The organism is Micromonospora sp. PTRAS2 (genome assembly GCF_054052245.1).
In genome coordinates, this window is the sequence record NZ_JBSWBU010000010.1 from 65,252 (window position 1) to 88,388 (window position 23,137).

Annotated in this window: 21 protein-coding genes; 9 read left to right on the plus strand and 12 right to left on the minus strand. The window is 74.4% G+C overall.

Annotated elements, in window-relative coordinates:
• The 4 genes from ACVMYR_RS25735 to ACVMYR_RS25750 all read right to left on the minus strand — a co-directional run bounded on the left by ACVMYR_RS25735 (position 1) and on the right by ACVMYR_RS25750 (position 4,917).
• Positions 1-2,715 carry a M48 family metalloprotease gene (locus tag ACVMYR_RS25735; RefSeq protein WP_457122976.1) on the minus strand — a complete coding sequence of 905 codons (2,715 nt, stop codon included), beginning with the start codon at positions 2,713-2,715 and terminating at the stop codon, positions 1-3.
• Positions 2,699-3,247, minus strand: coding sequence for a hypothetical protein (locus ACVMYR_RS25740; RefSeq protein ID WP_396788451.1), 549 nt, complete (start codon positions 3,245-3,247; stop codon positions 2,699-2,701). Before ACVMYR_RS25740 ends, ACVMYR_RS25735 begins: the two co-directional genes overlap by 17 nt.
• A gap of 111 nt (positions 3,248-3,358) precedes the next feature.
• Positions 3,359-4,246: a bifunctional helix-turn-helix transcriptional regulator/GNAT family N-acetyltransferase gene (locus ACVMYR_RS25745; protein ID WP_396788450.1), complete on the minus strand. Its 888-nt coding sequence runs from the start codon at positions 4,244-4,246 to the stop codon at positions 3,359-3,361.
• A gap of 71 nt (positions 4,247-4,317) precedes the next feature.
• Positions 4,318-4,917 (minus strand): hypothetical protein, encoded by a 600-nt coding sequence (locus tag ACVMYR_RS25750; protein WP_457122977.1) that lies wholly within the window; start codon positions 4,915-4,917, stop codon positions 4,318-4,320.
• Between the two features lie 173 nt (positions 4,918-5,090).
• Between ACVMYR_RS25750 and ACVMYR_RS25755 the strand changes: the two genes are divergently transcribed.
• The 4 genes from ACVMYR_RS25755 (at position 5,091) to ACVMYR_RS25770 (ending at position 8,239) form a co-directional block, all read left to right on the plus strand.
• On the plus strand, positions 5,091-5,849 hold the full coding sequence (locus tag ACVMYR_RS25755; protein WP_457122978.1) for an IclR family transcriptional regulator: 759 nt from the start codon (positions 5,091-5,093) through the stop codon (positions 5,847-5,849).
• Positions 5,850-6,108: 259 nt separating this feature from the next.
• Entirely contained in the window at positions 6,109-6,825 is a 717-nt protein-coding gene (locus ACVMYR_RS25760) for an MOSC domain-containing protein (protein WP_396788448.1), read from the plus strand.
• Positions 6,822-7,025, plus strand: coding sequence for a ferredoxin (locus ACVMYR_RS25765; RefSeq protein WP_077940009.1), 204 nt, complete (start codon positions 6,822-6,824; stop codon positions 7,023-7,025). Before ACVMYR_RS25760 ends, ACVMYR_RS25765 begins: the two co-directional genes overlap by 4 nt.
• Positions 7,022-8,239 carry an NAD(P)/FAD-dependent oxidoreductase gene (locus ACVMYR_RS25770; protein WP_457122979.1) on the plus strand — a complete coding sequence of 406 codons (1,218 nt, stop codon included), beginning with the start codon at positions 7,022-7,024 and terminating at the stop codon, positions 8,237-8,239. The genes ACVMYR_RS25765 and ACVMYR_RS25770 overlap by 4 nt, the downstream gene beginning before the upstream one ends.
• Positions 8,240-8,315: 76 nt before the next feature.
• Here the strand turns inward: ACVMYR_RS25770 and ACVMYR_RS25775 are convergent, their stop codons facing one another.
• The 6 genes from ACVMYR_RS25775 to ACVMYR_RS25800 form a co-directional block, all read right to left on the minus strand.
• Positions 8,316-9,350, minus strand: coding sequence for a nucleoside hydrolase (locus ACVMYR_RS25775; protein WP_457122980.1), 1,035 nt, complete (start codon positions 9,348-9,350; stop codon positions 8,316-8,318).
• A complete protein-coding gene (locus tag ACVMYR_RS25780; RefSeq protein ID WP_077940011.1) occupies positions 9,347-10,201 on the minus strand; it encodes a carbohydrate ABC transporter permease in 855 nt (284 codons plus the stop codon). The genes ACVMYR_RS25775 and ACVMYR_RS25780 overlap by 4 nt, the downstream gene beginning before the upstream one ends.
• 2 nt (positions 10,202-10,203) lie before the next feature.
• Positions 10,204-11,094 carry a carbohydrate ABC transporter permease gene (locus tag ACVMYR_RS25785; RefSeq protein WP_043968850.1) on the minus strand — a complete coding sequence of 297 codons (891 nt, stop codon included), beginning with the start codon at positions 11,092-11,094 and terminating at the stop codon, positions 10,204-10,206.
• A gap of 68 nt (positions 11,095-11,162) precedes the next feature.
• Entirely contained in the window at positions 11,163-13,538 is a 2,376-nt protein-coding gene (locus ACVMYR_RS25790) for an extracellular solute-binding protein (protein WP_396788445.1), read from the minus strand.
• Positions 13,535-14,506: a ribokinase gene (locus ACVMYR_RS25795; RefSeq protein ID WP_077940013.1), complete on the minus strand. Its 972-nt coding sequence runs from the start codon at positions 14,504-14,506 to the stop codon at positions 13,535-13,537. The genes ACVMYR_RS25790 and ACVMYR_RS25795 overlap by 4 nt, the downstream gene beginning before the upstream one ends.
• Before the next feature lie 121 nt (positions 14,507-14,627).
• On the minus strand, positions 14,628-15,266 hold the full coding sequence (locus ACVMYR_RS25800) for an LOG family protein (protein WP_457122981.1): 639 nt from the start codon (positions 15,264-15,266) through the stop codon (positions 14,628-14,630).
• A 173-nt stretch (positions 15,267-15,439) separates the two neighbouring features.
• Here ACVMYR_RS25800 and ACVMYR_RS25805 point away from each other — a divergent pair, with 173 nt between their 5' ends.
• The 5 genes from ACVMYR_RS25805 to ACVMYR_RS25825 all read left to right on the plus strand — a co-directional run bounded on the left by ACVMYR_RS25805 (position 15,440) and on the right by ACVMYR_RS25825 (position 20,301).
• Positions 15,440-16,411, plus strand: coding sequence for a dihydroorotate dehydrogenase (locus tag ACVMYR_RS25805; RefSeq protein ID WP_457122982.1), 972 nt, complete (start codon positions 15,440-15,442; stop codon positions 16,409-16,411).
• A 68-nt stretch (positions 16,412-16,479) separates the two neighbouring features.
• Positions 16,480-16,929 carry a hypothetical protein gene (locus ACVMYR_RS25810; RefSeq protein WP_077940015.1) on the plus strand — a complete coding sequence of 150 codons (450 nt, stop codon included), beginning with the start codon at positions 16,480-16,482 and terminating at the stop codon, positions 16,927-16,929.
• Between the two features lie 24 nt (positions 16,930-16,953).
• Complete coding sequence (locus tag ACVMYR_RS25815; protein WP_457122983.1) at positions 16,954-18,216, plus strand: allantoate amidohydrolase; 1,263 nt, start codon at positions 16,954-16,956, stop codon at positions 18,214-18,216.
• Positions 18,213-19,067 carry an iron-sulfur cluster-binding protein gene (locus ACVMYR_RS25820; RefSeq protein ID WP_457122984.1) on the plus strand — a complete coding sequence of 285 codons (855 nt, stop codon included), beginning with the start codon at positions 18,213-18,215 and terminating at the stop codon, positions 19,065-19,067. The genes ACVMYR_RS25815 and ACVMYR_RS25820 overlap by 4 nt, the downstream gene beginning before the upstream one ends.
• Positions 19,054-20,301 carry a dihydroorotase gene (locus ACVMYR_RS25825; RefSeq protein ID WP_457122985.1) on the plus strand — a complete coding sequence of 416 codons (1,248 nt, stop codon included), beginning with the start codon at positions 19,054-19,056 and terminating at the stop codon, positions 20,299-20,301. The genes ACVMYR_RS25820 and ACVMYR_RS25825 overlap by 14 nt, the downstream gene beginning before the upstream one ends.
• A gap of 35 nt (positions 20,302-20,336) precedes the next feature.
• On the opposite strand, the gene mmsB is transcribed toward ACVMYR_RS25825, so the two are convergent.
• Both mmsB and mmsA read right to left on the minus strand, forming a co-directional pair.
• Positions 20,337-21,590, minus strand: a complete 1,254-nt coding sequence (mmsB, locus tag ACVMYR_RS25830; RefSeq protein WP_091280631.1) for a multiple monosaccharide ABC transporter permease — start codon at positions 21,588-21,590, stop codon at positions 20,337-20,339.
• Positions 21,590-23,125 carry a multiple monosaccharide ABC transporter ATP-binding protein gene (gene mmsA / locus ACVMYR_RS25835; RefSeq protein WP_091280628.1) on the minus strand — a complete coding sequence of 512 codons (1,536 nt, stop codon included), beginning with the start codon at positions 23,123-23,125 and terminating at the stop codon, positions 21,590-21,592. Before mmsA ends, mmsB begins: the two co-directional genes overlap by 1 nt.
• Between the last annotated feature and the right edge of the window lie 12 nt (positions 23,126-23,137).

Consider the following 23,137-nt stretch of genomic DNA (forward strand, 5'->3'; position numbering starts at 1 on the left):
TCAGGCGGGACTGCGCACGAACGACTCCTCGCTCCACGCCCCGTCGTCGTACTCCAGGCGGACGGTCAGCCGGTCGTCGTCGCAGCGGTAGGTGCCCGTGTTCTCCTCCGGCCCCACAGGCAGGTCCGCCTCGCGGTCACCGACCCTTACCACCGTCTCGACGCCCGGGTCGACCTGGTCGTACTGGCGGTACCGCCCGCCGGCGGTCGACCAGCGGTAGGTCTGCACGCCCCGCTGCGTGTATCGCACGGGCTTTCCGCCGAGCGTGCCGCGGGCGGCGGTCAGGTCGTAGAGGTCCGTCGCCGTGCCGTCGGCACGGTAGGCGGTGGCGGAGCCGTCCTCGGCCCCGCTGGCGAGGTCGAGGGTGGCGTCGCGGGTGAGGCCGGCCATACCGCCGAGCAGCGAGTCGGCCGCGACGAGCAGGTGGTAGCGGCCGTCCGCGAGCCGCCACACCCCGACCAGACAGGGGTCCCGGCTCACGGTCGCGGTGGCCGTCGGGCGGAGGAGCACCGGCACGACCGTGCCGGCGGCGAGCCCGGCGGCGAGCCCGGCCGCCGTCCAGCGCCGGCGGCGCGCGGAGCCGGCCAGCCCGGCGGCCAGGACGGCCCCGACGGTGGCGGCGAGCACCGCCACCGTCGGGGCGACGACGAGGGCGTGGGTGAGGACCCGGTCGACGGCGACCCGGTCGACGACCGGGCCGCAGCCGATCGCGGCGTCGGTCACGCAGTACACCAGGGTGTCGGCGGTCAGGATGGCCGGGGCCAGCAGCAGCCCCGCCGTGAGGGCGGCGAGCAGGGCGTGCGGCACCGACAGGCGTCGGGTGGCGACCACGGCGACGGCGATGGTCAGCTCGACGAACGTGACCGGGACCAGGGTGTGCCCGTCGACCACGGCCGCCGTGGTCGTGGCGCTGAGCCCCGGGTCGCGCGCGACCAGGCCGAGACCGAGCGGCGTCAGCGGCACCAGCAGGGCGCCGACGCCGCCGGCCACGACACCCAGGCGCACCGCCCGCCGGCTGGCGCGGCGGGCGGCCAGCGCCGGATGCAGCAGCGCGAGCAGCGGCAGGACGAACAGGTACGGCGCCTGGGCGGAGACGGTACGCAGGAGGAAGTCGAACAGGTCCACCAGGGTCAGCGGGGTGACCGTGTCCGGATGCCCCTCGCGCGCGGCGACCAGACGCAGCATGGTGGTCGCACCGTCGAGGGTCGCCTTGTCCAGCACGAGCAGGGACGCCACGTAGCCGGCGGTGAGCACCGAGGTGGCCGACACCGCGCCGGCCCAGGCCAGCCGGGTCCGGCGGGTGTCCGTCGGCGCGACGCGTCGCAGGTACGCCCGCGCGCCGCCGGCGACCCACCGGCCGAGCAGCGCCCCGCCGACGATCCACAGCAGACCGAGGGTGACCTCGATCCACCAGGCCCGGTCCTGGTCGCGGTACGCGGTGACCCAGGACAGCCGGCGGCCGACGGCCAGGCCGCAGGCCAGGGCCGCGCCGAACGCCGTGCCCGTGGCGGCGGCGGTGCCGGTGTGCCGCGCCCACCAGGCGCAGCGCCACAGCGCGCCGGTGGTGACCAGCGCGAGCGGCACGCCGAGCAGCAGCCCGGCGGCGACGGCCCCGCCGGTCAGCTGGTCCAGCCCCGGCAGCTGCCGGGGCAGGCTGGACATCAGGTCCACCAGGGGCGGGGCGGCGATCCCGGCGGCGAGGCCCGCGCCGAGCGCCTCGACCGGGCGGGCGGCGAACCGGCGTCCGGGGTGTGTCAACGTGTCGACCCGGGCCTGGGCGAGCGGATGGAACCGGAACACCGAGCCGAGGCGGGCCCACCGGCCGCTCCGGCGGCGGTCGGCGGCGAGCAGCGCCCGCGCGGCCGCCCGGTCGTCGCCGGTGAGGCGGGCGTCGGCGGCGAACTCCCGGGCGCGCAGCACCGACCACACCGACACCTGCACGATCAGCGCGAAGGCGGCGAGTCTCCAGCCGTCGGCGAGCAGCCGTCGCACGGGCACGGAGCCGACGTAGTTGACCGCGACCGGGACGAGGACGGCCAGGGGGAACGCCCAGGACTGGGCGATGGCCAGCCGGGTGAGGTGGACGTCGGCGTTGCGCACGTGGGCCAGCTCGTGCAGGACGACGGCCCGGAACAGTGGCGGCGCGGTCCGGTGGGCGTGCACGAGGCCGAGGTCCAGCCGGACGTACCTCAGGGGACCGGCGCCGAAGGTGTTGCCGCTGACCCGGGCGGACCGGGACACCACGAACACCGGCGGCCGGCGTAGGCCCGCCTCCCGGACCAGGCCGGCCAGCGCGGACCGCAGCGCCCCGGTGCCGGGGACCCGGTCGAGTCGGCGCAGGTCGCGCAGCCAACGCTCGCACCAGGGCGCGGCGAGGTAGACGGCGGCGGTCGCCGCCGCGAGCACGGCGAGCCCCACGGCCATCTGGCGCAGCGAGTCCCCCCGCAGGGTGCCGAGGCACTGCTGCACCGCGGCCAGGCTCTCCTCGTTGACCGTGCCCGTGCGCACGTCGACGGGGGCCGGAAGGCCGCTGAGCCCGGCGAGGCACTCCGCGCGCTGCCGGGTGGCCTCCCTGTCGACGAGCACGGTCTGCCAACCGAACATGCTCGTGCCCACCACCGCGGTCACCGCGGCGACGAACCGGCCGAGGGTGGCCGAGGGCAGCGGGGGCGCGACCGCGCCGGCCGGCCCGGAGCCCTCAGCCGCCGTCGGCATCGCCACCGTCGACGCCGAAGCGCTGCTCGAACGCGTCGCGCACCGCGTCGCGCAGCAGCGCGACCTGGTCCTCGGTCAGCTCCCAGGCCGGGTCGCGGGCGGCGGCGGTGACGACCTCCTCGATGCGCAGCAACTGCCCGGGCCGCAGCCGCAGCGCCGGCGGCGGGGGGAGCGCGGTGGACCGCCGGGCCCGCCAGCGCAGGCGCAGGGTGCGCAGGCCGCCGCGGACGGCGTCGGTGGCGTGCTCCCGCACGCCGTCGCGCAGGGCCTCCAGCGCGATGCCGGTGAGGACCAGCACGTACGGCAGCAGCGGCGCGACGGCCTCGTCGAAGCCGCCGCCGCCGGCCTCGCCGCCACCCACCCGCACCAGCCGGGCCGGGTCCCGCCGCCAGTGGCCCGGACGGCGCCGGTAGGCGGGCGCGAGGAAGGCCAGCAGCGGCTCCTCGTCGGGCGCCACCGCCCGGATCGCCAGGCGGACCAGCTCGTCCTCGGTCCCGTCGGCGGTGGCGTGCCACTGTGGGGTGCCGGTCATCGTGCTCCCGTCCTCCGGCGGATCACCCGCCGGTTTCCCGCGCCCACCGTACGGGGATTCGCGGCGGTCGGAGGTCGGCTACCGGACAGCGCGGGCGGTCGGCCCGGCCGGTCAGGGGACGAGGCGCTTCTCGAACCAGTGGTGGGCGTAGCGCTCGGTGTTGAACGGCTCGACCTCGCGGTACCCGGCGGAGCGGTACAGGGCGAGCGCCTCGGTGAGGTTGCGGTTGGTGTCCAACCGGACGGCGGTCCAGCCACGCGTGGCGGCGTACCGCTCCAGCTCGTCGAGCAGCCGCCGGCCGACGCCGAGGCCGCGCACCGCCTCGGAGACCCACACGCGTTTGATCTCGGCCGGCGCGCCGGGGTGCAGCTTCACCGCGCCGCAGCCGACGGGCTCGGCGTCGAGGGTGGCCAGGAGGAACACCCCGGCGGGTGGGGTCAGCTCGTCGTCGCCGAGCGGGCTGCTCAGCGCGGGGTCGAAGCCGTCGTCGAAGCGCCGGGCGACGTCGCGGGCGTAGGCCCGTACGCACACCCGCGCCCGCGGGTCGCCCGGCGGGCACGGCTCGATGGTCACCATCGACGCGACGAGCAGCCGCTCCACCTCGGCCATCGCCGCGACGAGCCGGGTGCGGCGGGGCCCGGTGAGCGGTTCGAGGATCGACCAGGCGAACGCGTCGGAGCGCTCGTCGAGCGTGGACCACTCGGCCCGGCCGGCGTCGGTGAGGGTGGCCTGCCGGACGCGGCCGTCGCCGCCGGCCGGCGCGACGGTGACGAGCCCGTCGCCCTCCAGGGCGCGCAGGAGCCGGCTGAGGTGCCCGGAGTCCAGGCCGAGTCGGCTCCGCAGCGCCGCGACCTCGGCGCCGTCCGGGCCGATCTCCCACAGCAGGCGCGCCTGGGCGAGGGGCCGCCCGCGCGCCATGTACGCGTCGTCCAGCGCACCTACCCGTTGGGTCACGGTCCGGTTGAACCGCCGTACCGTCGCGACAAGCTCCGTGTCCATGTGCCTGACTTTAGTCAGGTAAATCTCGGGCGATCCGGCGGGGTCGGCCCGCCGCCGCCGGGTGGACCGGGTCACTGCGGCGGCCCCGCGACGGCGGCCAGGACGAGGAAGCCCACGCCCAGCGGCACGTCCAGCAGCATGCAGAACTCCGCCAGCGACCGTGGCACGACCTCGGCGCGCCGGTAGTGGACCACGTCCCAGATCCCGTGCCCGGCCAGCGCGAGCCCCGCCAGCACCAGCCCGACGCGCGGGTCGACGAGGACGGCGGTGACGGCGAGCCCCCCGTAACCGAGCAGAGCCGCCGCCTGGGTGGCCAGCGGTGCGCGCGGCACCCCGCCGGCCAGGCCGGCGACGACCAGCAGCGCCGCGACGACGCCCACGCCGGCCCACCACGGCACCCCCGCCAGTTCGCTCGCCACCACCACCATCCCGCCGCCGCCGACGCCGGCCCAGGCCACCCAGGGGCGGCCCAGCGAGGCGGCGCCCAGGTAGCACAGGGCGGCGACGGCGACCGTGATCGACAGCCCCTCCCGGTCGGCCCCGGCCGCCAGCGTCGCCGTGGCCACGGCCAGGCCGAGCAGGCTCGGCCAGCGGCGGAGCAGAGCGGGCCGGCGTGCCGCGTCGGCCCGGGTGTCGGTCGGGGGCGCGGCACCGCGGTCGGAGATGTCCATGGCTGCGATGGTGGCGCAGGACGCGGGCCGGACCCGAGCGGTGCGGATGGGTCCGTCCGGATTCCTGCGGCCCGTGTCCGATCGCCTGGGCCGTGCGCGGTCGGCCGCCCGGTCTGCCGCGGAGCCGGCCACCCCCGCACGGCCGGCCGCGGTGTGCTCCATAGGGTGGGGGGATGCAACCCGTCGTGCGCGCGCTCCAGGTCCTCCAGGCGCTGTCCGGCCGGCCTGACGGCATGACCCTCCAGGAACTCCACCTGGCGCTCGACATCCCACTGGGGAGCATGCACCGCATCCTCGCCGTGCTGCGCGAACAGCGGTTCGTCAGCCGGTCGCCGATCGATCTGCGCTACTTCCTCGGTCCGGCCGTCCGCGATCTCACCGAGAAGAACGTGCGCGGTGCCGGCGGCATGCAGTCGCTCACGACCGTCGTGCGCGAGCTGTCCCAGGCCACCGGCGAGACGGTCTTCCTGACCGAGTTGCACGGCAGCGAGGCCGTCTGCGTCTCGTTGGTGGAGGGCACCTATCCGCTCCGGCTCTTCGTGCGCCTGGGGCAGGTCATGCCGCTGAACGCGGCCGCGGCGGCCCGGGTGCTCCTCGCGTACCTGCCGCCGACGGTCGCCGCGGAACTGCTCGGCGCGAGCGTGCTCGGCGAGTTCACGCCGTCGAGCCCGCACACCGTCGACGCCGTCCTGGAGCGCCTGCCGGTCATCCGGGACCGGGGCTACGACATCGCCGCCGACGAGCTCGACGAGGGCGTCTGGGCGGTCGCCGCCCCGGTCTTCACCTCGACCGGTCGGGCGACCGCCAGCGTGACGCTCGCCGGTTCGTCCGGCCGGTTCGCCGCCGACGCCGTCCGGAGCGCGACCATCCGGAGCGTGACCGAGGCCGCCGCCCGGATGTCGGCGCACCTCGGCTGGACCGCCGGGGAGTAGTCGGCCCGCCCTCTCGCCGCCTCCCGGCCGTCGCGGCCGGCGGCGCGCTCCCGATGGAGTTGGTGCCGGCCTCGGTGGTGCCCATCTCCTCATGCCTCGCCACCGGGTGGTCTGCTGCCGGCACGCCGCAGCGAGCCCGGTCCGCCACGCCGGTGTCGGACGACACAGCCCCGATCGCCGCCCAGGAGGGGCGGGATCGGGGCGAAGGGGATTCATCGCCTCTGGTGCGCAGGCGCGATGCTGTGGAAACATGCCTTCCATGAGATGGAAGGAGGGTGCGGCGATGGAGAGTCCTGATCCCCCGGTGCAAGACCTCTCGGGACGCATCGTGTGGCTCTGCGTGGGCGGCGCGTCCCTGCTGCGCAGCGGCGACCAGGAGATCCGCACGGGATACCTCAAGACCCCGGTCGACGAGGTCCGGGTGTGCCGCGCCGGGCTGCCGGGCGACGAGCAGGTGTACGAGACCCACGGCGGCCCGGACCGGGTGGTCCTGAGCTACTCCACCGAGAACTACGAGTTCTGGCGGGCCACCCTCGGGCTCGACCTGCCGCAGTACGCGGCCCTCGGGGAGAACTTCACCACCACGGGCCTGACCGAGTTCGAGGTGCACGTGGGCGACGTCTTCGCCGTCGGCGAGGCCGTCGTCCAGGCGGCGCAGCCCCGGTCCCCCTGCCACAAGGTGGCCGCCCGCCACCGCCGTCCCAGGTTCACGATCGAGGTCGCCCGCAGCCACCGGACGGGCATCCTCTACCGGGTGCTCCGGGAGGGTGTCGTCCGCGTCGGCGACACCATGCGCCTCGTCGCCCGCGAGCCGCACGGCTACTCGATCGCCGACGCCAACCGCATCCTCATCGACCGCAGGGACATCAGCGGCGCACACGCCCTGCTGCGGGTCGACTCGCTCGCCGAGGCGAAGAAGGCCGAACTCCGGGACCGGATCGCCGCCGCACCCACCGACCGCAAGGAGCTGTCATGATCCGTGTGCACGTCGACCTCGACCTCTGTCAGGGCTTCGCCAACTGCGTGATGGTCGCGCCGGAACTCGTCGACCTCGACGCCAACGGCAAGGCGGTGGCGCTGCGGGAGAGCTTCCCCGACACGGACGAGGGAGAGCTGCGCGAGGCGGCCGAGTCCTGCCCGGCGGTCGCGATCCGACTCGAACGGACCACGCCGTGACGGGCGGAACGGTCATCGTCGGCGCCTCCCTGGCCGGGCTGCGGACCGCGCAGCACCTTCGGGCCCTCGGCTACGCCGACCCGGTGACGCTGGTCGGCGCGGAGCCGCACCTGCCGTACGACCGGCCGCCGCTGTCCAAGCAGATGCTCCTGGGGGAGTGGCCCGCGAGCCGCACGCACCTGGTGACCGAGGGGCAACTCGCCGAGCTGCGGGTCGACGCCCGGCTCGGCGCGGCGGCCACGGGCCTGGACCGCGACCGCAGGCTCGTCACGCTCGCCGACGGCGGCCTGATCCCGTACGACTTCCTCGTCGTCGCGACCGGCTCGCGCCCCCGCGAGCTGCCCGCCCCGAACGGCGGCCCGCACGTGCACACGCTGCGCACCCTCGACGACGCCCGGCTGATCGCGGCCAGGCTCGGCCCGGGCCGGCGCCTGGTGGTGATCGGCGCCGGCTTCATCGGCTGCGAGGTCGCCTGCGCCGCCGTGGCCCGCGGCACCACCGTGACCCTGGTGTCCCGCGAGCCCGCCCTGCTGCCGCAGTTCGGCCCGGACGTCTCCAGCTACCTGGCCCGGCTGCACCGCGACGCCGGGGTGCGGCTGCTGCTCGACGCGCACGTCCGTTCGGTCGGGCCGGCCGGCGGCGACGCCGCCTCGGTGGTGCTCGCCGACGGGACGGCCCTCGACGCGGACGTGGTCGTCGTCGGCATCGGCGGCGTCCCGAACGTGGAATGGCTGGCCGGCAGCGGCCTCGCCGGGCCGGACGGCGTCCCGGTGTCGCCGCACGGACAGACGGCCGACCCGGCGGTCCTCGCCCTCGGCGACGTCGCCGCCTGGCCGGGCCCCGCCGGCCGGGGCCGCCGCCGCTCGGAGCACTGGTCGCACGCCGTCGAACAGGCCAAGACCGTCGCCCGGGTCCTGGTCGAGGGGGCGTCCTTCGACCCCGGGACCTTCGTGCCGTACGCGTGGTCCGACCAGTACGGCCACAAGCTCCAGACCGTCGGCGAGGTCCCGGCCCGGCCGGGCCGGATCGTGTCGGACAACTGGCACCCGACGGACGGCCGGCGGCACTGCCTCTACCTCGACGACCGGGGCGAGGTGGTGGGCGGGCTCTTCGTGGACGATCCGCGGGGCGCGGGGCAGCTGCGCCGGGCCCTGCAGCGGGCCGGCGCGCCGTCCGGCCCCGGCGCCCACGACCTGCGGCCCGCGCCGGCCTGAGGGGTCCCGCGACGCACACCGGCCCGGGGCCGACGGACCTGCACCGCAGGCGCCGTCGACCCCGGGCCGGTGACCGCTACGCCCGGGACCCGACCTGGTCCGACCAGCCGTGGTACGCCGCGAACATGGTCCGCAGGAGCCGGTCGTTGTCGACCGTCTTCACGATCCGCACGGGCTTGGCCCGGGAGATGTCGAGCCCGACGTGCAGCCGCAGGTTCTCCCGCGTCCAGGCGACCGGGCGGCCCCGGGTGAGCGTGCCCCGGGTCTCGACGTCGACCATCATCTCCTCGACGGTGACGATGCCCGGGTCGACGAGCAGCGCCACGGCGAGGGGGTCGTGCAGCAGGCAGCCGCCGATGTCGCGCCAGGCCGCGGCCAGGTCGATCCAGGGGCGGGTCGTCTGGACCACGTAGCGGGCCAGCGCGGAGCGCTCCGCATCCACGAGGTCGAGGTCCTCGTGGCGCAGCAGCGTCTGCGACGTCGCGTCCAGCGGGAGCAGCGTGACCGGGCACCCCGAGGTCAGCACGGCCCGGGCCGCGTCCGGGTCGATGCCGAAGTTCAGCTCCTGCAGGAACCCGGGTACGTCGAACGCGCCCCCCATGACGACGATCTCCCGGACGACCTCCGGCAGGCCCGGGTCGAGCTGCAGGGCCTGCGCCACGTTCGTCAGGGGACCGATCGCCACGATGGTGATCTCACCCGGGTGGGCGCGGACGTGCCGGACGATCTCCGCCGCGGCGCCGAACGCCGTGCCGGGGTCGTGGGGGTCCGGCGGCGGCACGGCGGACCATGCGGCGCGGACCGCGTCGCTGCGGGTGACCTGGTCCTGCCGGCTGCGCCAGGGGCCGCTCGGCTCCAGCAGCGCGGTGCCCGCACCGGCGTACACCGGGATGTCGAGCCCGACCAGGTCGACGAAGGTGCGGGCGACGGCGTAGCCCTGGTCGCGATGGGTGTTGCCGGACACGACGGTGATCATGTCGAGCTGGATGGCGTCGGAGGCGACGGCGAGCGCCAGGGCGAGCCCGTCGTCGATGTCCGCGCCGGGGACGCCGTTGCCCGGGTCGCAGTCGACGATGATCCGTCGCCGCGACGGCGGGCGGCCGGCGCTCACTCCCGCTCCCCGGTGGAGGCGAGCGACGAGGCGAACTGCCGCTGCGCGAAGAGGAGCACGAGCAGCGGGACCACGGCGGTGAGGGTGGCGGCGGCGAACATCTGGCCGTAGTCGACACCGGACTCCTGGGCGAAGTCGGCGATGGCCACGGGCGCGACCCGCACGGCCGGCGCCGGGGCGATGAGCAGCGGCCACAGGAACGACTGCCACTGGAAGACGAACAGGATCAGGCCGGCGCCGACCATCGACGCCCGCGACAGCGGCAGATAGATCCGCAGGTAGATGCCGAACCAGGACAGCCCGTCCATCCGGGCGGCCTCGCTGAGCGAGGTCGGGATGCCGAGGAAGAACTGCCGCAGCAGGAAGATGGCCAGGCCGTTGCCGACCGCCGGCAGGATCAGCCCGACGAGCGTGTTCTGCAGGTCGGCCTCGCGGAACGTCGACGCGAGCGGGATGGCGATCGCCTCGAACGGCACCAGGAAGCTGACGACCATGACGCCGAACAGCGCCGCGCGCCCAGGGAACGGGATCATCGCCAGCGCGAACGCGGCCAGCGACGACACGGCCAGCCCGAGGGCCACGCTGACCGTGGTGACCAGCACCGAGTTCAGCAGCGCGAGGGTGAAGCTGCTCTCCAGCACCGCGCGGTAGTTGTCCAGCGAGACCGTGGAGGGGACCACCGTCCGCACCGAGACAGGGGAGAGGTAGCGGAAGATCTCCTCGCCGGGGCGCAGCGAGGAGACGACGGCCCAGAGCAGGGGCGCGACGGCCAGGGCGGCGACCGGTACGACGAGCCAGAGTGTGCGGCGTCCGGTGCGCCGTTCGTGGCGTCTCGCGACGATGTCGGCCATGTCTAGTCCCTCCCGGGCAGCAGCCGGAACTGCGCGGCTACCACCACGATGACGATGCTGACGAGGACGACCGTCGCCGCGGCGGAACTGCCGGTGTCGGCCAGCGTGTAGGCGCGTTCGAAGATGAAGTTCATGATGAGGTTGGTCGATCCCTCCGGCCCGCCCTGGGTCAGGATCCGCACCGGGGCGAAGACCAGGAAGTTGGCGACCGTGTCGGCGACGAGGACGAACAGCAGCGGCCGGCGGATGCCGGGCAGGGTGATGTGGACGAACTGCTTCCACCCGCCGGCGCCGTCGAGGTCGGAGGCCTCGTAGAGGCTGCGGGGGATCTCGTGGATGCCGGCGACCAGGAAGGTCATCCAGTAGCCGACCCCGACCCAGCTGCACAGGATGACGATCGACATCAGCGCGGTGTCCGGGCTCACCAGCCACGGCACGGCCGGGATGCCGAGGGTGCCGAGGAGGCCGTTGAGCGGGCCGTCCGGGCGGAACAGCACGCCCCAGACGATGGCCGACACGGTCTGCGGGATCGCGATGGGCAGCAGGATCAGCGTGCGCCAGAGGCCCACCAGCGGAATGTGCCGGGTGAGCAGGACGGCCAGGAACAACGCGACCGCGATCTGGAACGGGTTGATGACCAGCGAGAACAGCAGGGTGACCTTCAGCGAGCCGAGGAACGCGGGGTCGCCGAACAGATAGGTGAAGTTCGTCAGCGAGAACTCGCCGAGCCGGTTCGTCACCGCCGAGGTGACCGCCTCGACGGACGGGACGAGTCGTAGGAAGACCAGGCCGGTCAGGGCCGGCAGGAGGAACAGTCCGGCGGTGCCGAGCGTCCGCAGGCGCGCGCGGTTGCGGCTGCGGCCACCTCGGGGGCGCGGGGGTGCTTGTGTCACGTTCGTGTCTTTCCGACTAGGGCCTGCCGGGCCCCGGGCGGCGCGACCCGCCGCCCGGGGCGGGCGCGCTACTTGTACTGGGACAGCTGCCGGGCGAGGGCGTCCTGCGCGGTGGCGAGGATCTGCGCCGGGTCGCCGCCGTTGCGGATGTCGGCGAACGCCTTGTTCACGATCGTCTCGAAGTCCACGTACCCCACCGAGGACGGCCGCCGGACCGCGTGCTCGTCGGTGTCGGTGGTGAGCAGGGTGCCGTACTGGGTGGTCTGCCGGGGGGCGATGCCGTCGATGTAGTGGATGTACTTCGGGTACGCCTTCTGGTTCACCGGGGGCAGGTTGAACTTCGTCGACGCGGACGTCGCGCCGTCCGTGGACAGCGACAGGTAGCGGGCGAACTCCTGCGCTGCGGTCGGGTGCTCGCTGACGTTGCTGACCCCGACGGCCCACGAGTCGGTCGGCGTGACGACCTTTCCACCCGCGGCGTACGGCAGCGGGGCCATGCCCCACTTGTCGGCGAGGCCGCTCTTCTGCAGGTCGGTGATGCGGGCCGGTCCGGCGACGTAGAAGGCGACGGAGCCGTTCTTGAACAGGTCGGGCATCTGGGCGGACGCCAGGCCACGGGGAGACAGGCCGGAGGAGTAGAGCTTGCCGTACCAGTCGCCGAAGGCGCGCCACTGCGCGGTGTCGACGGCCGGGGTGAGGTTGCCGTCGCCGGCCAGCCCGGCGCCGCCACCCATCGACATGATTACGGGCTGGAGGGCGTAGTAGGCGTCGACCTGCTCGAAGGCGAAGCCGTACTGGGCGCCGGCGGCCTTGGCCTTGGTGGCGGCGGCCAGCGTCTGGTCCCACGTCCAGCGGCTGGCGTTGTCGGGCCCGGGCTCGGCGATCCCGGCCTTGGCGAGCAGGGCCTTGTTGTAGAAGAGGAAGTTGTCGCTGGTCCACAGCGGGTAGCCGTACTGCTTGCCGTCCCAGGTGACCGAGGAGATGCCGCCCGCGGTTAGGCTCTCCTTCATGGCCGGGGCGTCGGCGGAGACGTCCTTGAGGAAGCCCTGGGCGGCGAGGCTGGGCAGGCGCGGCGGGTCCACCGCGATGACGTCGATGGAGGTGTCCTTCGAGCCGAGCCGCGCCTGGGTCTGCGCCGCGATCTCGGCGAAGGGGATGATCTGCACCTCGACGTCGATGTTCGGGTGCTCCTCGTGGAAGGCCGCCACCGCCTCGTCGAAGACGCCCTTGTGCGGGGTGACGAACGTGATGGTGGCGTCCGCGTTGGGATCGTCGTTGGCGGAGGAGCCGCAGGCGCTCAGCGCCAGGGCGGCGACCGCCAACGAAGCGCCGGCGATCCGGCCGACCTTCTTTGTCATGGTATGGTCCTCTTTCGATAGGGGGCCCCGGGTGTCGCCACCGACTGCCATCTGAGTCGACACCTGGTGGTTCTCTCTGTGATGTGTGGTGCAGCCGCAGGAGCGGCGACGGAGGAGTTCGGTGTCGCACACGATGTGCCTCCGCTCCTCCGGGCTCGTGGGTCGCGTCAGGGCGACCGCGTGCCGCGCGATCTCGGCCAGGGGCTGGCCGACGGTGGTCAGCGGCGGCACGCTGAACATGGACTGTTCGGTGCCGTCGAACGTCACGACGGCCAGGCCGCTCGGCACCGCCACCCCGGCGTCGGCCGCTGCGGCCAGGACGCCGAGCGCCTGCATCTCGTCGGTGACGAGCACCGCGTCGGCCGTGCCGCGCTCGAACAGGGCGACGGCCGCCTGGTAGCCGCCGGCCCGGGAGAACGGCGCCTCGAAGAAGAGGCTCTCGTCGTTGGGCAGGCCGTGAGCCTTGAGGGCCTTGCGCCACCCGCCGATCCGCTCGACGGACGTGAACAGGTGCGACGGGCCGGCGATGACGGCGATGCGGCGGTGGCCGTGCGCGATGAGGTGTTCGGTGGCCATGGCGGCGCCGTCGAAGTTGTCGACGACAACTGAGGCGATGTCGGAGAACCGGTCGCGCCGGTCGAGGGCGACGACCGGTATCCCGGCCCGGATCGCCGCCTCGACCGGCGAGTGGTGGCCCACCCCGACGTACAGCAGGCCGTCGACCTGGCGCTCGACGAAGCTGGCGATCAGCCGGGCCTCGCGTACGGCGCTCTCGGCGGAGTTGCCCACGAGGAGGACCTGCCCCTCCCGGAAGACCTCGTCCTCGATCGCCCTGGCCAGGGCGGAGAAGAACGGGTTGGACACGTCCGGCACGACCAGGCCGAGCACGCCGGAGCGGCCGCCGGCCAGGGCCTGGGCGATGGCGTTGGGTCGGTAGCCGGTGCGCTCGATCGCGTCGAGGACGCGCTGGCGGGTGGCCGGCGCGACCGCGCGTGGCCCGTCGTTGACGACGTAACTGACGACCGCCACCGAGGTGCCCGCCTCGCGGGCGACGTCCTGCCGGGTCACCCGGCGTGGTCCGGTCATCGCGGTGCCGCCTCGCGGCGCAGCACGTCGGCGGCCTGCTCCCGGGTCGGGTAGGCCGAGGCGGCGCCGGGCCGGCCCACCGCCAGGGAGGCCGCCGCCAGGCCCCAGCGGGTGGCCTCCGCCAGGGAGTGCCCGTTCGCGAGCGCGGCGGCCAGCGTCCCGGTGAAGCAGTCGCCGGCGCCCGTGGTGTCGGCGACCGTGGCGGGGAACGCCGCCAGGTGGCGTGCCGTCGGCCCGTCCGCGAGGACCGCGCCCCCGGCCCCGAGGGTGACGACGACCGACCGGGCGCCGGCGGCGACGAGCTGGCGGGCCGCCCGGATCGCGTCGTCGACGTCGACGACGCGATCCGGGCGGCCGTCGAGCAGTTCGAGCAGGTCGCCGGCCTCGTGCTCGTTGACCACGAGCGGATCGGCGTGACGCAGCGTCTCGGGGGCGACCGGGACGACCGGGGCCAGGTTCAGCACGAACCTCGTGCCGGCCGCGCCGGCCGAGTCCGCCGCCCACGCGAGGACCCGGGGCGGCACCTCGCCCTGGACCACCACGACCGTCGGCGGTGCCGCGTGGTCGCGGAGGTTCGCGTCGACCGTGGCCCGGTCGATCCGGTCCACCGGCCCGGGCTCGACGACGATCAGGTTCTCGCCCGTCGCCTCGACCACGACGGTGGCCCGCCCGGTGTGCCGGCCGGGGACGACGCCGACCTGCGCGACCGAGACACCGTGGGCGACCAGTTGGTCCCGGACGAACGCCGCGCTGGCGTCGTCGCCGACGGCGCCGAGGAGTGCGCAGGACACGCCCATCCGGGCGATGGCCACCGCCTGGTTGGCTCCCTTGCCGCCGAGCCCGTCGCGGGCGCCGCCGGAGAGCACCGTCTCGCCCCGCCTCGGCAGTCGGGGGACGGCCAGCGAACGGTCGTGGTGGACCGAGCCGATGACCAGGGCTTTTGGTGTCGCCCGCACCAAGTTGATCATTAGGGCGTTCCTTCCGGCCGGCGTGAGGTCCCGTAATCTACGCGCGTTGAATCGGCGCCGTCAACGGTTGTGGAAGAGTGGTTTCCAAACTGGTTTCGGCTGCTGGCGCGCCGGCCGGAGGTCAGGAGCCGGCGGGTGGCCGAGCGGCCCCGGGCGCTCCCGGCCTGCCATCGAGGCCGGTCGGCGACCCGGCGCCGGCACACCCGCCCCCGCGCCCGTCCTGCCCGGCCTCGCCATCGCACAGGGCGGCGACGTCGCGCGCGGTGGCGACGGTGGCGACGAGGTCGGCGCGCGGCTGCCGCAGGAATCCCTGGGCGGCCATCTGGTCGAGCTGCCGCAGGAACGGGTCGAAGAAGCCCTGTGCGTCGAGCACCGCGCACCGGGCCCGGGTGAGGCCGAGCCGCCGCAGGTTGACCGCCTCGGTGATCTCCTCCAGCGTGCCGGGGCCGCCGGGCAGGGCGACGACGACGTCCGACAGGCCCAGGATGCGGGCCCGCCGGGTGGGGCGGGAGGTGGCGACCTCCACCCGGGTCAGCCCCGGATGGGGGGTCTCGTCGCCCTCGCCGGGCGGGGCCAGGATGCCGGTCACCCGGGCGCCGTGGGCCAGCGCCGTCCGGGCGGCGAGCCCCATGACGCCGTCCGCGCCGCCGCCGTAGACGAACTCGCAACCGGAGTCGGCGAGTGCTGAGACCAGCGACGCCACGGCGTGGTGCAGCTCCTCGCGTCCGCTGGCTGCGCCGCCGTACAGGCCGACCCGCACGGGTCCTCCAAGGGGGTGAGTGGGTGGGGCGGCCGGGTGGGCGGCCCCGAGGGGCCCGCCGACGCTGGGCTTGACACGCCCGACGGGGCGGCCGATACTCCGTAGCCTACTTATGGAAGCAAGCTTTCCGCTAGACGGAAAGCTGCGGCGATTGTGTGACCGAGGGAGTTGGAGTGCAGCCACCAGCCCGGGACCCGGGTCCGTCCGACGCCCCCACGGACCCCCTCGGTGCCGACCCCGGCGTCGACCTGTCCGTGCGTATCCGGGGCCTCGCCCTGGCCTCCCCGGTGATGCCCGCCTCGGGCTGTTTCGGGCCGGAGCTGGGCCGGCTGCTCCCCATGCGGGAGCTCGCCGCCGCCGTCACCAAGACGGTCTTCCTCCAGGCCCGCGCCGGCAACCCGGCGCACCGGCTCACCGAGATCCCGGCCGGCGTCGTCAACAGCGTCGGCATCCCCAGCCGAGGCCCGGGCGGCTTCCTCACCCACCAGTACCCCGACTACCAGGCGCTGCCCGCGCCGACGATCGTCAGCATCGGCGGCCACGCGCCCGCGGAGTACGAACAGGTCGCGGAGCAGCTCGGCGGGGCCGGAGCCGGATACGAGCTCAACGTCTCCTGCCCCAACCTCGACACCGACGGCCGGGACATCGGGTCCGATCCCGCCGTGCTCTTCGAGACCGTGGCCCGGGTCCGGGCGGTCACCGACAAACCGGTCATCGCGAAGCTGCCCGTCATGGTGGCCTCCATCGCCGAGTGCGCCCGCGCCGCCCAGGAGGCCGGTGCCGACGCGGTCTGCGTGGCCAACTCGGTCCCGTCGCTTCCCCTCGAACCCGGCAGCCTGCGGCCTGCGCTCGGCAACCGCGTCGGCGGCCTCACCGGCCCACACATCCGCCCCATCGTCCTGCGGCTCGTCTGGCTCGCGGCCAAGGCCGTCGACGTGCCCGTCATCGCCTGCGGCGGGATCGCCACCGCGGACCACGCCCTGGAGTACCTCTCCGTCGGCGCGTCGGCCGTGCAGGTCGGCACCGCCAACTTCAGCCGCCCCACCGCCATGGTCGACGTCGTCCGTGGCCTGCGCTCCCGGTGCCACGCGGCGGGCGTCACCACGCTGTCCGCCCTGCTGCGCACCGATCTCACGCTCGCCTGACCCGGGGCGAGCCAGCCCAGCCCGCCGCGCCCGGCCGCCGCCGCGCGCCGACCAGGAACGAGGAGACCATGCCCGAACTCGCCGACCTCTCCGCGCTCACCGCGCCGCTGACCCGAACCGACGGCGTCGAACGGTGGTTCGACCTCGGCCACGACCCGTCGGCGTCCATCCGACTCGGCGACGCGCTCGCCGCCGTCCTCTCCGCCCGCGCCGTGACCGCCGTCGTGCACTGGGAAGGCGAGGAGGAGGCGGTGCTCGCCCACGTCGTCGCGGCCGCGATGCGCACCCGCCGGGTCACCGTCGTGCAGGAACGCGGCCTCCTCTTCACCTCCGCCGACCTGCCCGCCAGCTCGACCGTCGCCCTGGTCGCCACGGCGTTCACCAGCGTCCGGGCCCTGGCACCGGTCGACGCGATGATGCGCGAGCGGGGACACCGGCTCGACTGCGCCATCACCCTGGACCCGCCCCGACTGCACCTGCCGGCCCCGCCGCACGGGCCCGCGCCCGACGGTCACTAACCCTCTCCGACAGCCAGGAGCACCATGTCCACCCTCGCCACCGTCCCCGCCCTGCAGCCGGCCCGGCTGGAGGAGACGCTGCGGCGGTTCGCCGCCCTGTCCGAACCCGGACCGGGGGTCTCCCGCCTGGCGTACACGCGCCTCGAACGCCAGGCCCACGACCTCTTCGCGTCCCTCCTCGCCGAGCTCGGCATCGCCGTGTACACCGACGCCGCAGGCAACACCATCGGCGAGCTGGCCCCCGATGCCGAGCCCCGCCCCGGCGCGATCGGCACCGGCTCCCACCTCGACAGCGTCCCGCACGGCGGCGCGTACGACGGGACCGTCGGGGTCGTGGCTGCCCTCGCCGTGGCCGCCGCCGCGAGCGCCGGACCCCGCCCCCGGCACCGCCCGTGGCGGTTCGTCGCCTTCGCCGCCGAGGAGGGCGCCCGGTTCGGGCAGGCATGCAACGGCAGCCGCATCGTCGCCGGCCTCACCGGCGCCGCCGACCTGCGCCAGCTCACCGACCGCACCGGCACGACCATGGCCGCCGCCATGACCGAGTGCGGCCTCGCGCCGGAGCGGGTCGAGACGGCGCGGTGGGACCCCCGGGACTGGCGGGCCTTCGTGGAGCTGCACGTCGAACAGGGCACCGTGCTGGAACACCGGCGGGTGCCCGTCGGGGTGGTCGACACCGTCTCCGGCTCGACCCGGCTGCGCGTCTGCCTGACCGGGGTGGCCTCGCACACCGGCGGCACCCCGATGGACAACCGCCGCGACGCGCTCGCCGCCGCCGCCGAGTGCGTGCTCGACTGCGAACGGCTGGCCGTGGCAGCCACCGACGTCAACACCCGGATCACCGTGGGCGCCCTCACCGTCGAACCCGGCGCGATCACCATCATCCCCGGCCGGGTGGTGTTCACCGTCGACGTCCGCGAGACCGACTACGGCCGGCAACGTGCGGCGGCGCACGCCGTCGGCCAGCGGTGCCGCACCGTTGCGGCGCGGCGCGGCGTCGACGTCGAGGTGGAGGAGCTGGCCGACACCCCGCCGGTGAGCCTGTCCCGCGAGGTGGCGGCGGTGGCCCACGCCGCGGCGACCACGCTGGGACTGCCCGCCGAGGTGCTGGCCAGCGGCGCGAGCCACGACACCCAGCAGATCAGCCGGCTCATGCCGGCCGGGATCGTCTTCGTCCCCAGCCGCGGCGGGCTGTCCCACTCGCCCGGGGAGTTCAGCACCGCCGACCAGGTCGCCGCCGGCGCGGCCGTGCTCCTGGAGACCATGTACCGGCTGGACGCGACCGCATGACCACCCTGCCACCGGCGGCCGTCCTGGACGTGCTGCCCACCCGTGACCGGCCGACGCCCGCCTGCGACCCGGCGGTCGTCGTCGGCCACACGCCGCTCGCGCCGGCCATCCACCGGCTGGTGCTGCGCGCCCCCCGCGTCGCCGCGACCGCCCAGGCCGGCCAGTTCGTGATGCTCAGCGTGCCGCAGGCGGCCGGGGAGCTGATCCAGTTGCCCCGGCCGATGGCCGTGCACCGCCGCCGGCCCGGCGGCGACATCGAGGTGGTCTACAACGTCCAGGGACGGGGCACCGAGGCGCTCAGCCGGGTCCGGCCCGGCGACAGCCTCCTGGTCACCGGCCCCCTCGGCCGTGGCTTCGACCTTCCCGCCACCGCCGGCCCGTTGCTGGCGATCGGCCGGGGAATCGGGGTGTGTTCGTTCATGACCCTCGTCGAGGACGCCAGCGCCGCCGGCGTCCCCAGCACCGTGGTCCTGAGCGCCCGCACCGACGATCGCGTCATCGGCCGGTCCGACTGCGCGGAGCTCGGTGCCGAGGCCCTCGCCGTGACCGACCTCGACGGCACCAGCGCCGTCGAGGCCCTCGACCGCAGGCTGGCCGCCCGGTTCGCCGCCCGGGCACCCGGGCTGGTCGTGGTGTGCGGCTCCCACCGGCTGACCGCACTCGCCATGACCCTCGCCAAGCGGTGGCAGGTGCCGCTGCAGGTGTCCGTCGAGGCCCACATGGCGTGCGGCCTCGGCTACTGCCACGGCTGCGCGCTGCCCCGCCCGGCCGACCCGGGGCGGGAGGGCCCCCTCGTCTGCTTCGACGGGCCCGTCTTCGCCGTGCAGGGGAGCCCCGGTGCGCCGGCTTGAGGCCGTCCGGCTGACGCCGGACGGGCCGCTGGTCGACGTCACCGTCGCCGACGGCGTGATCGGCGCGATCGAGCCCAGCGCCGGGCGGCCGCCAGCCATCGAACAGATCGTCCTGCCCGCCCTGGTCGACCTGCACACCCACCTGCGCGACCCCGGCCACCCCGAGGCCGAGGACCTCCGCTCGGGTACGGCCGCCGCGGCGGCGGGCGGGTACTCGGACGTGTTCGCCATGGCCAACACCGCACCACCCACCGACCGCGTCTCCCGGGTCGCCGACCTGCTGGCGCGCGTGCCACGGGGGACCACCCGCGTCCATCCGGTGTCCGCGGTGACACGTGACCTCGCCGGCCGGCGGCTCGTGGACGTGCCTGCGCTCGTCGCGGCCGGGGTGCGGGTCTTCTCCGACGACGGCCGCTGCGTCGCCGACCCCGCCCTGGTGCGGGCGATGCTGGAAGCCTCCCGGGAGCTCGGCGTCGTCTTCGCCCAGCACGCCCAGGACCCCCTCGCCGCCCGCGCCGGCGTCGTCAACGCCCGGGTCGCGGCCCGGGCGGGCGCGGCACCGTGGCCGGCAGCCGGCGAGGAACGCGTCGTCGACCGGGACCTGTCGATCGCCGCCGACACCGGCGGACACCTGCACGTCTGCCACCTCTCCACCGCGGGATCGGTCGAGCTGATCCGGCAGGCGAAGCGGTCGGGCGTCCGGGTCACCTGTGAGGTGACACCGCACCACCTCGTCCTAGACGACGAGGCGGCGCTGCGCGCGGGCGGGGCGCTCAAGGTCAACCCGCCGCTACGGGCCGCCGCCGACGTGCTGGCCCTGCGCGCCGCGCTCGCCGACGGCACCATCGACGTCGTCGCCACCGATCACGCGCCGCACCCGCAGGCGACGAAGACGCGCGGGTGGGCCGACTCGGCGTTCGGGCTGACCGGGCTGGAGACGGCCCTGTCCATCGTCGCCACGGTGCTGCGCGCACCCGACACCGGCCGGGTCGACTGGGCGCGGCTCACCGAGGTGCTCTCCGTCGTGCCGGCCCGCATCGGCGGGATCGCGCACCGCGCGGGGCGGCCCGTGCGGGTGGGGGAGCCCGCCGACCTGTGCGTGGTCGAGACGGGTGTCCCACGGCCCATCCGCGTCGACCGGCACCGCAGCCGGTCCCGGAACAACCCGTTCGGCGGCTGGACCGTACGCGAGCGGGTCGTCCGTACCCTCGTCGGCGGTCGCGTCGCGCACTGACCGCGACCGCCGACGTGACCCCGGGCCCGCACGCGTCAGCGGGCCGACCCGGCGCGGCGCTTGTTGTAGACGTCGAACGCGACGGCGACGAGCAGCACCAGGCCCTTCACCACCGACTGCATCGACTGGTCGACGCCCATGAGCTGCATGCCGTTGCTCATCACGGCCATGATGAGGCCGCCGACCATCGCGCCCACGACCGTGCCGACCCCGCCGGTGACCGCCGCGCCGCCGATGAACGCCGCGGCGATCGCGTCCAGCTCGAACATGTTGCCGGCGGCGGGCTGCGCCCCGTTGGACCGCGACGAGTAGATGATCCCCGCCACGGCCGACAGGAAGCCCATGTTGACGAAGACCCAGAAGTTGACGGTCTTCACCTTCACCCCGGAGAGCATGGCGGCGGGAAGGTTGCCGCCGATCGCGTAGACCTGGCGGCCGAACACGGTGCGCCGGGTCAGCAGCCCGTACGCGAGGACGAGCACCGCGAGGACGATCAGCACGATCGGCAGGCCCCGGGCGTTCGCCAGCTGCCAGGCGAAGTACATGACGACCGCGCCCACCAGCACGACCCGGGCGACGAACAGCGGGAACGACTCGACCGGCTGCTGGTAGCGGATACGCGCCACCCGCGTGCGGAAGCCGCCGACCGCATACCCGGCGACCGCCACCGCGCCGATGAGCAGGGTGAACGCGTCGAAGCCCTGCCCGCCGAGCAGCCCGTTGAGGAAGCCCGCCGCGATCTGCTGGTATTCGCCCGGGAACGGCGACAGCGAGATGTTGTCCAGCACCCGCAGGGTGAGGCCGCGGAACAGCAGCATGCCGGCGAGGGTCACGATGAAGGCGGGAATGCCGGCGTAGGCGACCCAGAAGCCGTGCCAGGCGCCGACGGCGAGGCCGACGGCCAACGCGGCCAGCACGCCGAGCCACCACGGGTAGCCCTGCTGGATGACGAGCACCGCGGAGACCGCGCCGGTGAGCGCGACCACCGAGCCGACCGACAGGTCGATGTGCCCGCCGATGATCACGATGACCATGCCGATGGCGAGCACCAGGATGTAGGAGTACTGCAGGACGATGTTGGTGATGTTGCCCGGGCTCAGCGAGACGCCGTCGGTCAGCACCGCGAAGAGCGCCACGATGATCACGAGGGCGACGAAGATGCCGCTCTGGCGCAGGTTGCGCATGATCAGCGTACGCGGGTCGCTGATGCCGGTGTGCAGGGCGAGGGCGGGGGCGGCCCCGTCGGCCGGCGGGCGCTGCCCGGGGGAGGAGGATTTGATGTCGGTCATCAGGCCGGTTCCTTGTCCTTCGCCATGAGCTGCATGAGCTTCTCCTGGGTGGCCTCGCCCGCCGGCAGTTCGCCGGTGAGCCGGCCCGCCGCGAGCGTGTAGATGCGGTCGCACATCCCGAGCAGCTCCGGCAGCTCGGAGGAGATGAGCACGACCGCCTTGCCCTGCGCCACGAGCCGGTTGACGATCGTGTAGATCTCGAACTTCGCCCCGACGTCGATGCCGCGCGTCGGCTCGTCGAGGATCAGCACGTCCGGGTCGGTGAACAGCCACTTCGACAGGACGACCTTCTGCTGGTTGCCGCCGGAGAGCTTGCCGACCGTCGCCATGACGCTGGGCGCCTTGATGTTCATGTCGCGGCGGCTGGCCTCGGCGACCCGGATCTCCTCGTTGTCGTGCACCCAGCCGAGGCGGGCGAGCTTGCGCAGCGCCGCCGCCGAGACGTTGTGGCGGATGTCGTCGATGAGGTTGAGGCCGTACCGCTTGCGGTCCTCCGTGGCGTACGCGATGCCGTTGCCGATCGCCTCGGCGACCGTGCGCGCCCGGATCGGGCGGCCGCGCAGGAAGAGCCGGCCGCTGATGTCGCGCCCGTACGACCGGCCGAAGATGCTCATGGCCAGCTCGGTGCGCCCGGCCCCCATGAGCCCGGCGATGCCGACGACCTCGCCGGCGCGGACGGTGAAGCCGACGTCGTCGACCACCGTGCGGTCCTGGGTGGGGTGGCGCACCGTCCAGTTCTCCACCCGCAGCACCTCCTCGCCGGGGGACGACACCCGGTCGGGGTAGAAGCTGTGCAGGTCGCGCCCGACCATGCCGCGGATGATCCGGTCCTGGGTCACCTCGCCGGAGCGCACGTCGAGCCGCTCGACCGTGCGCCCGTCGCGCAGGACGGTGATCGAGTCGGCGATCGCGGTGATCTCGCCCAGCTTGTGCGAGATCATGATGCAGGTGATGCCCTGGTCGCGCAGCCGCCGCAGCAGGTCGAGCAGGTGGGCCGAGTCGACGTCGTTGAGGGCGGCGGTCGGCTCGTCCAGGATGAGCAGCTTCACCTTCTTCGACAGCGCCTTGGCGATCTCGACGAGCTGCTGCTTGCCGACGCCGAGCGCCGCGATCGGCGTCACGGCGTTCTCGCGCAGGCCGACGGATTCCAGCAGGGCCGTCGCGTCGGCGTTGGCGCGGTTCCAGTCGATGAGGCCGCTGCGCCCGCGCCGCTCGTTGCCGAGGAAGATGTTCTCGGCGATCGACAGGTGCGGCACCAGGGCGAGCTCCTGGTGGATGATGACGATGCCGTGGGCCTCGCTGTCGCGGATGCCGCGGAAGTGCACGGGGCGGCCGTCGAAGACGATCTCGCCGTCGTAGCTGCCCGACGGGTACACCCCCGACAGCACCTTCATCAGGGTGGACTTGCCGGCGCCGTTCTCGCCGCAGATGGCGTGGATCTCGCCGCGCCGCACGGTGATCGAGACGTCCTGGAGCGCCGCCACCCCGGGGAACGTCTTGGTGATGGTGCGCATCTCGAGGATGGTGTCGCTCACGGGCATCCTCCC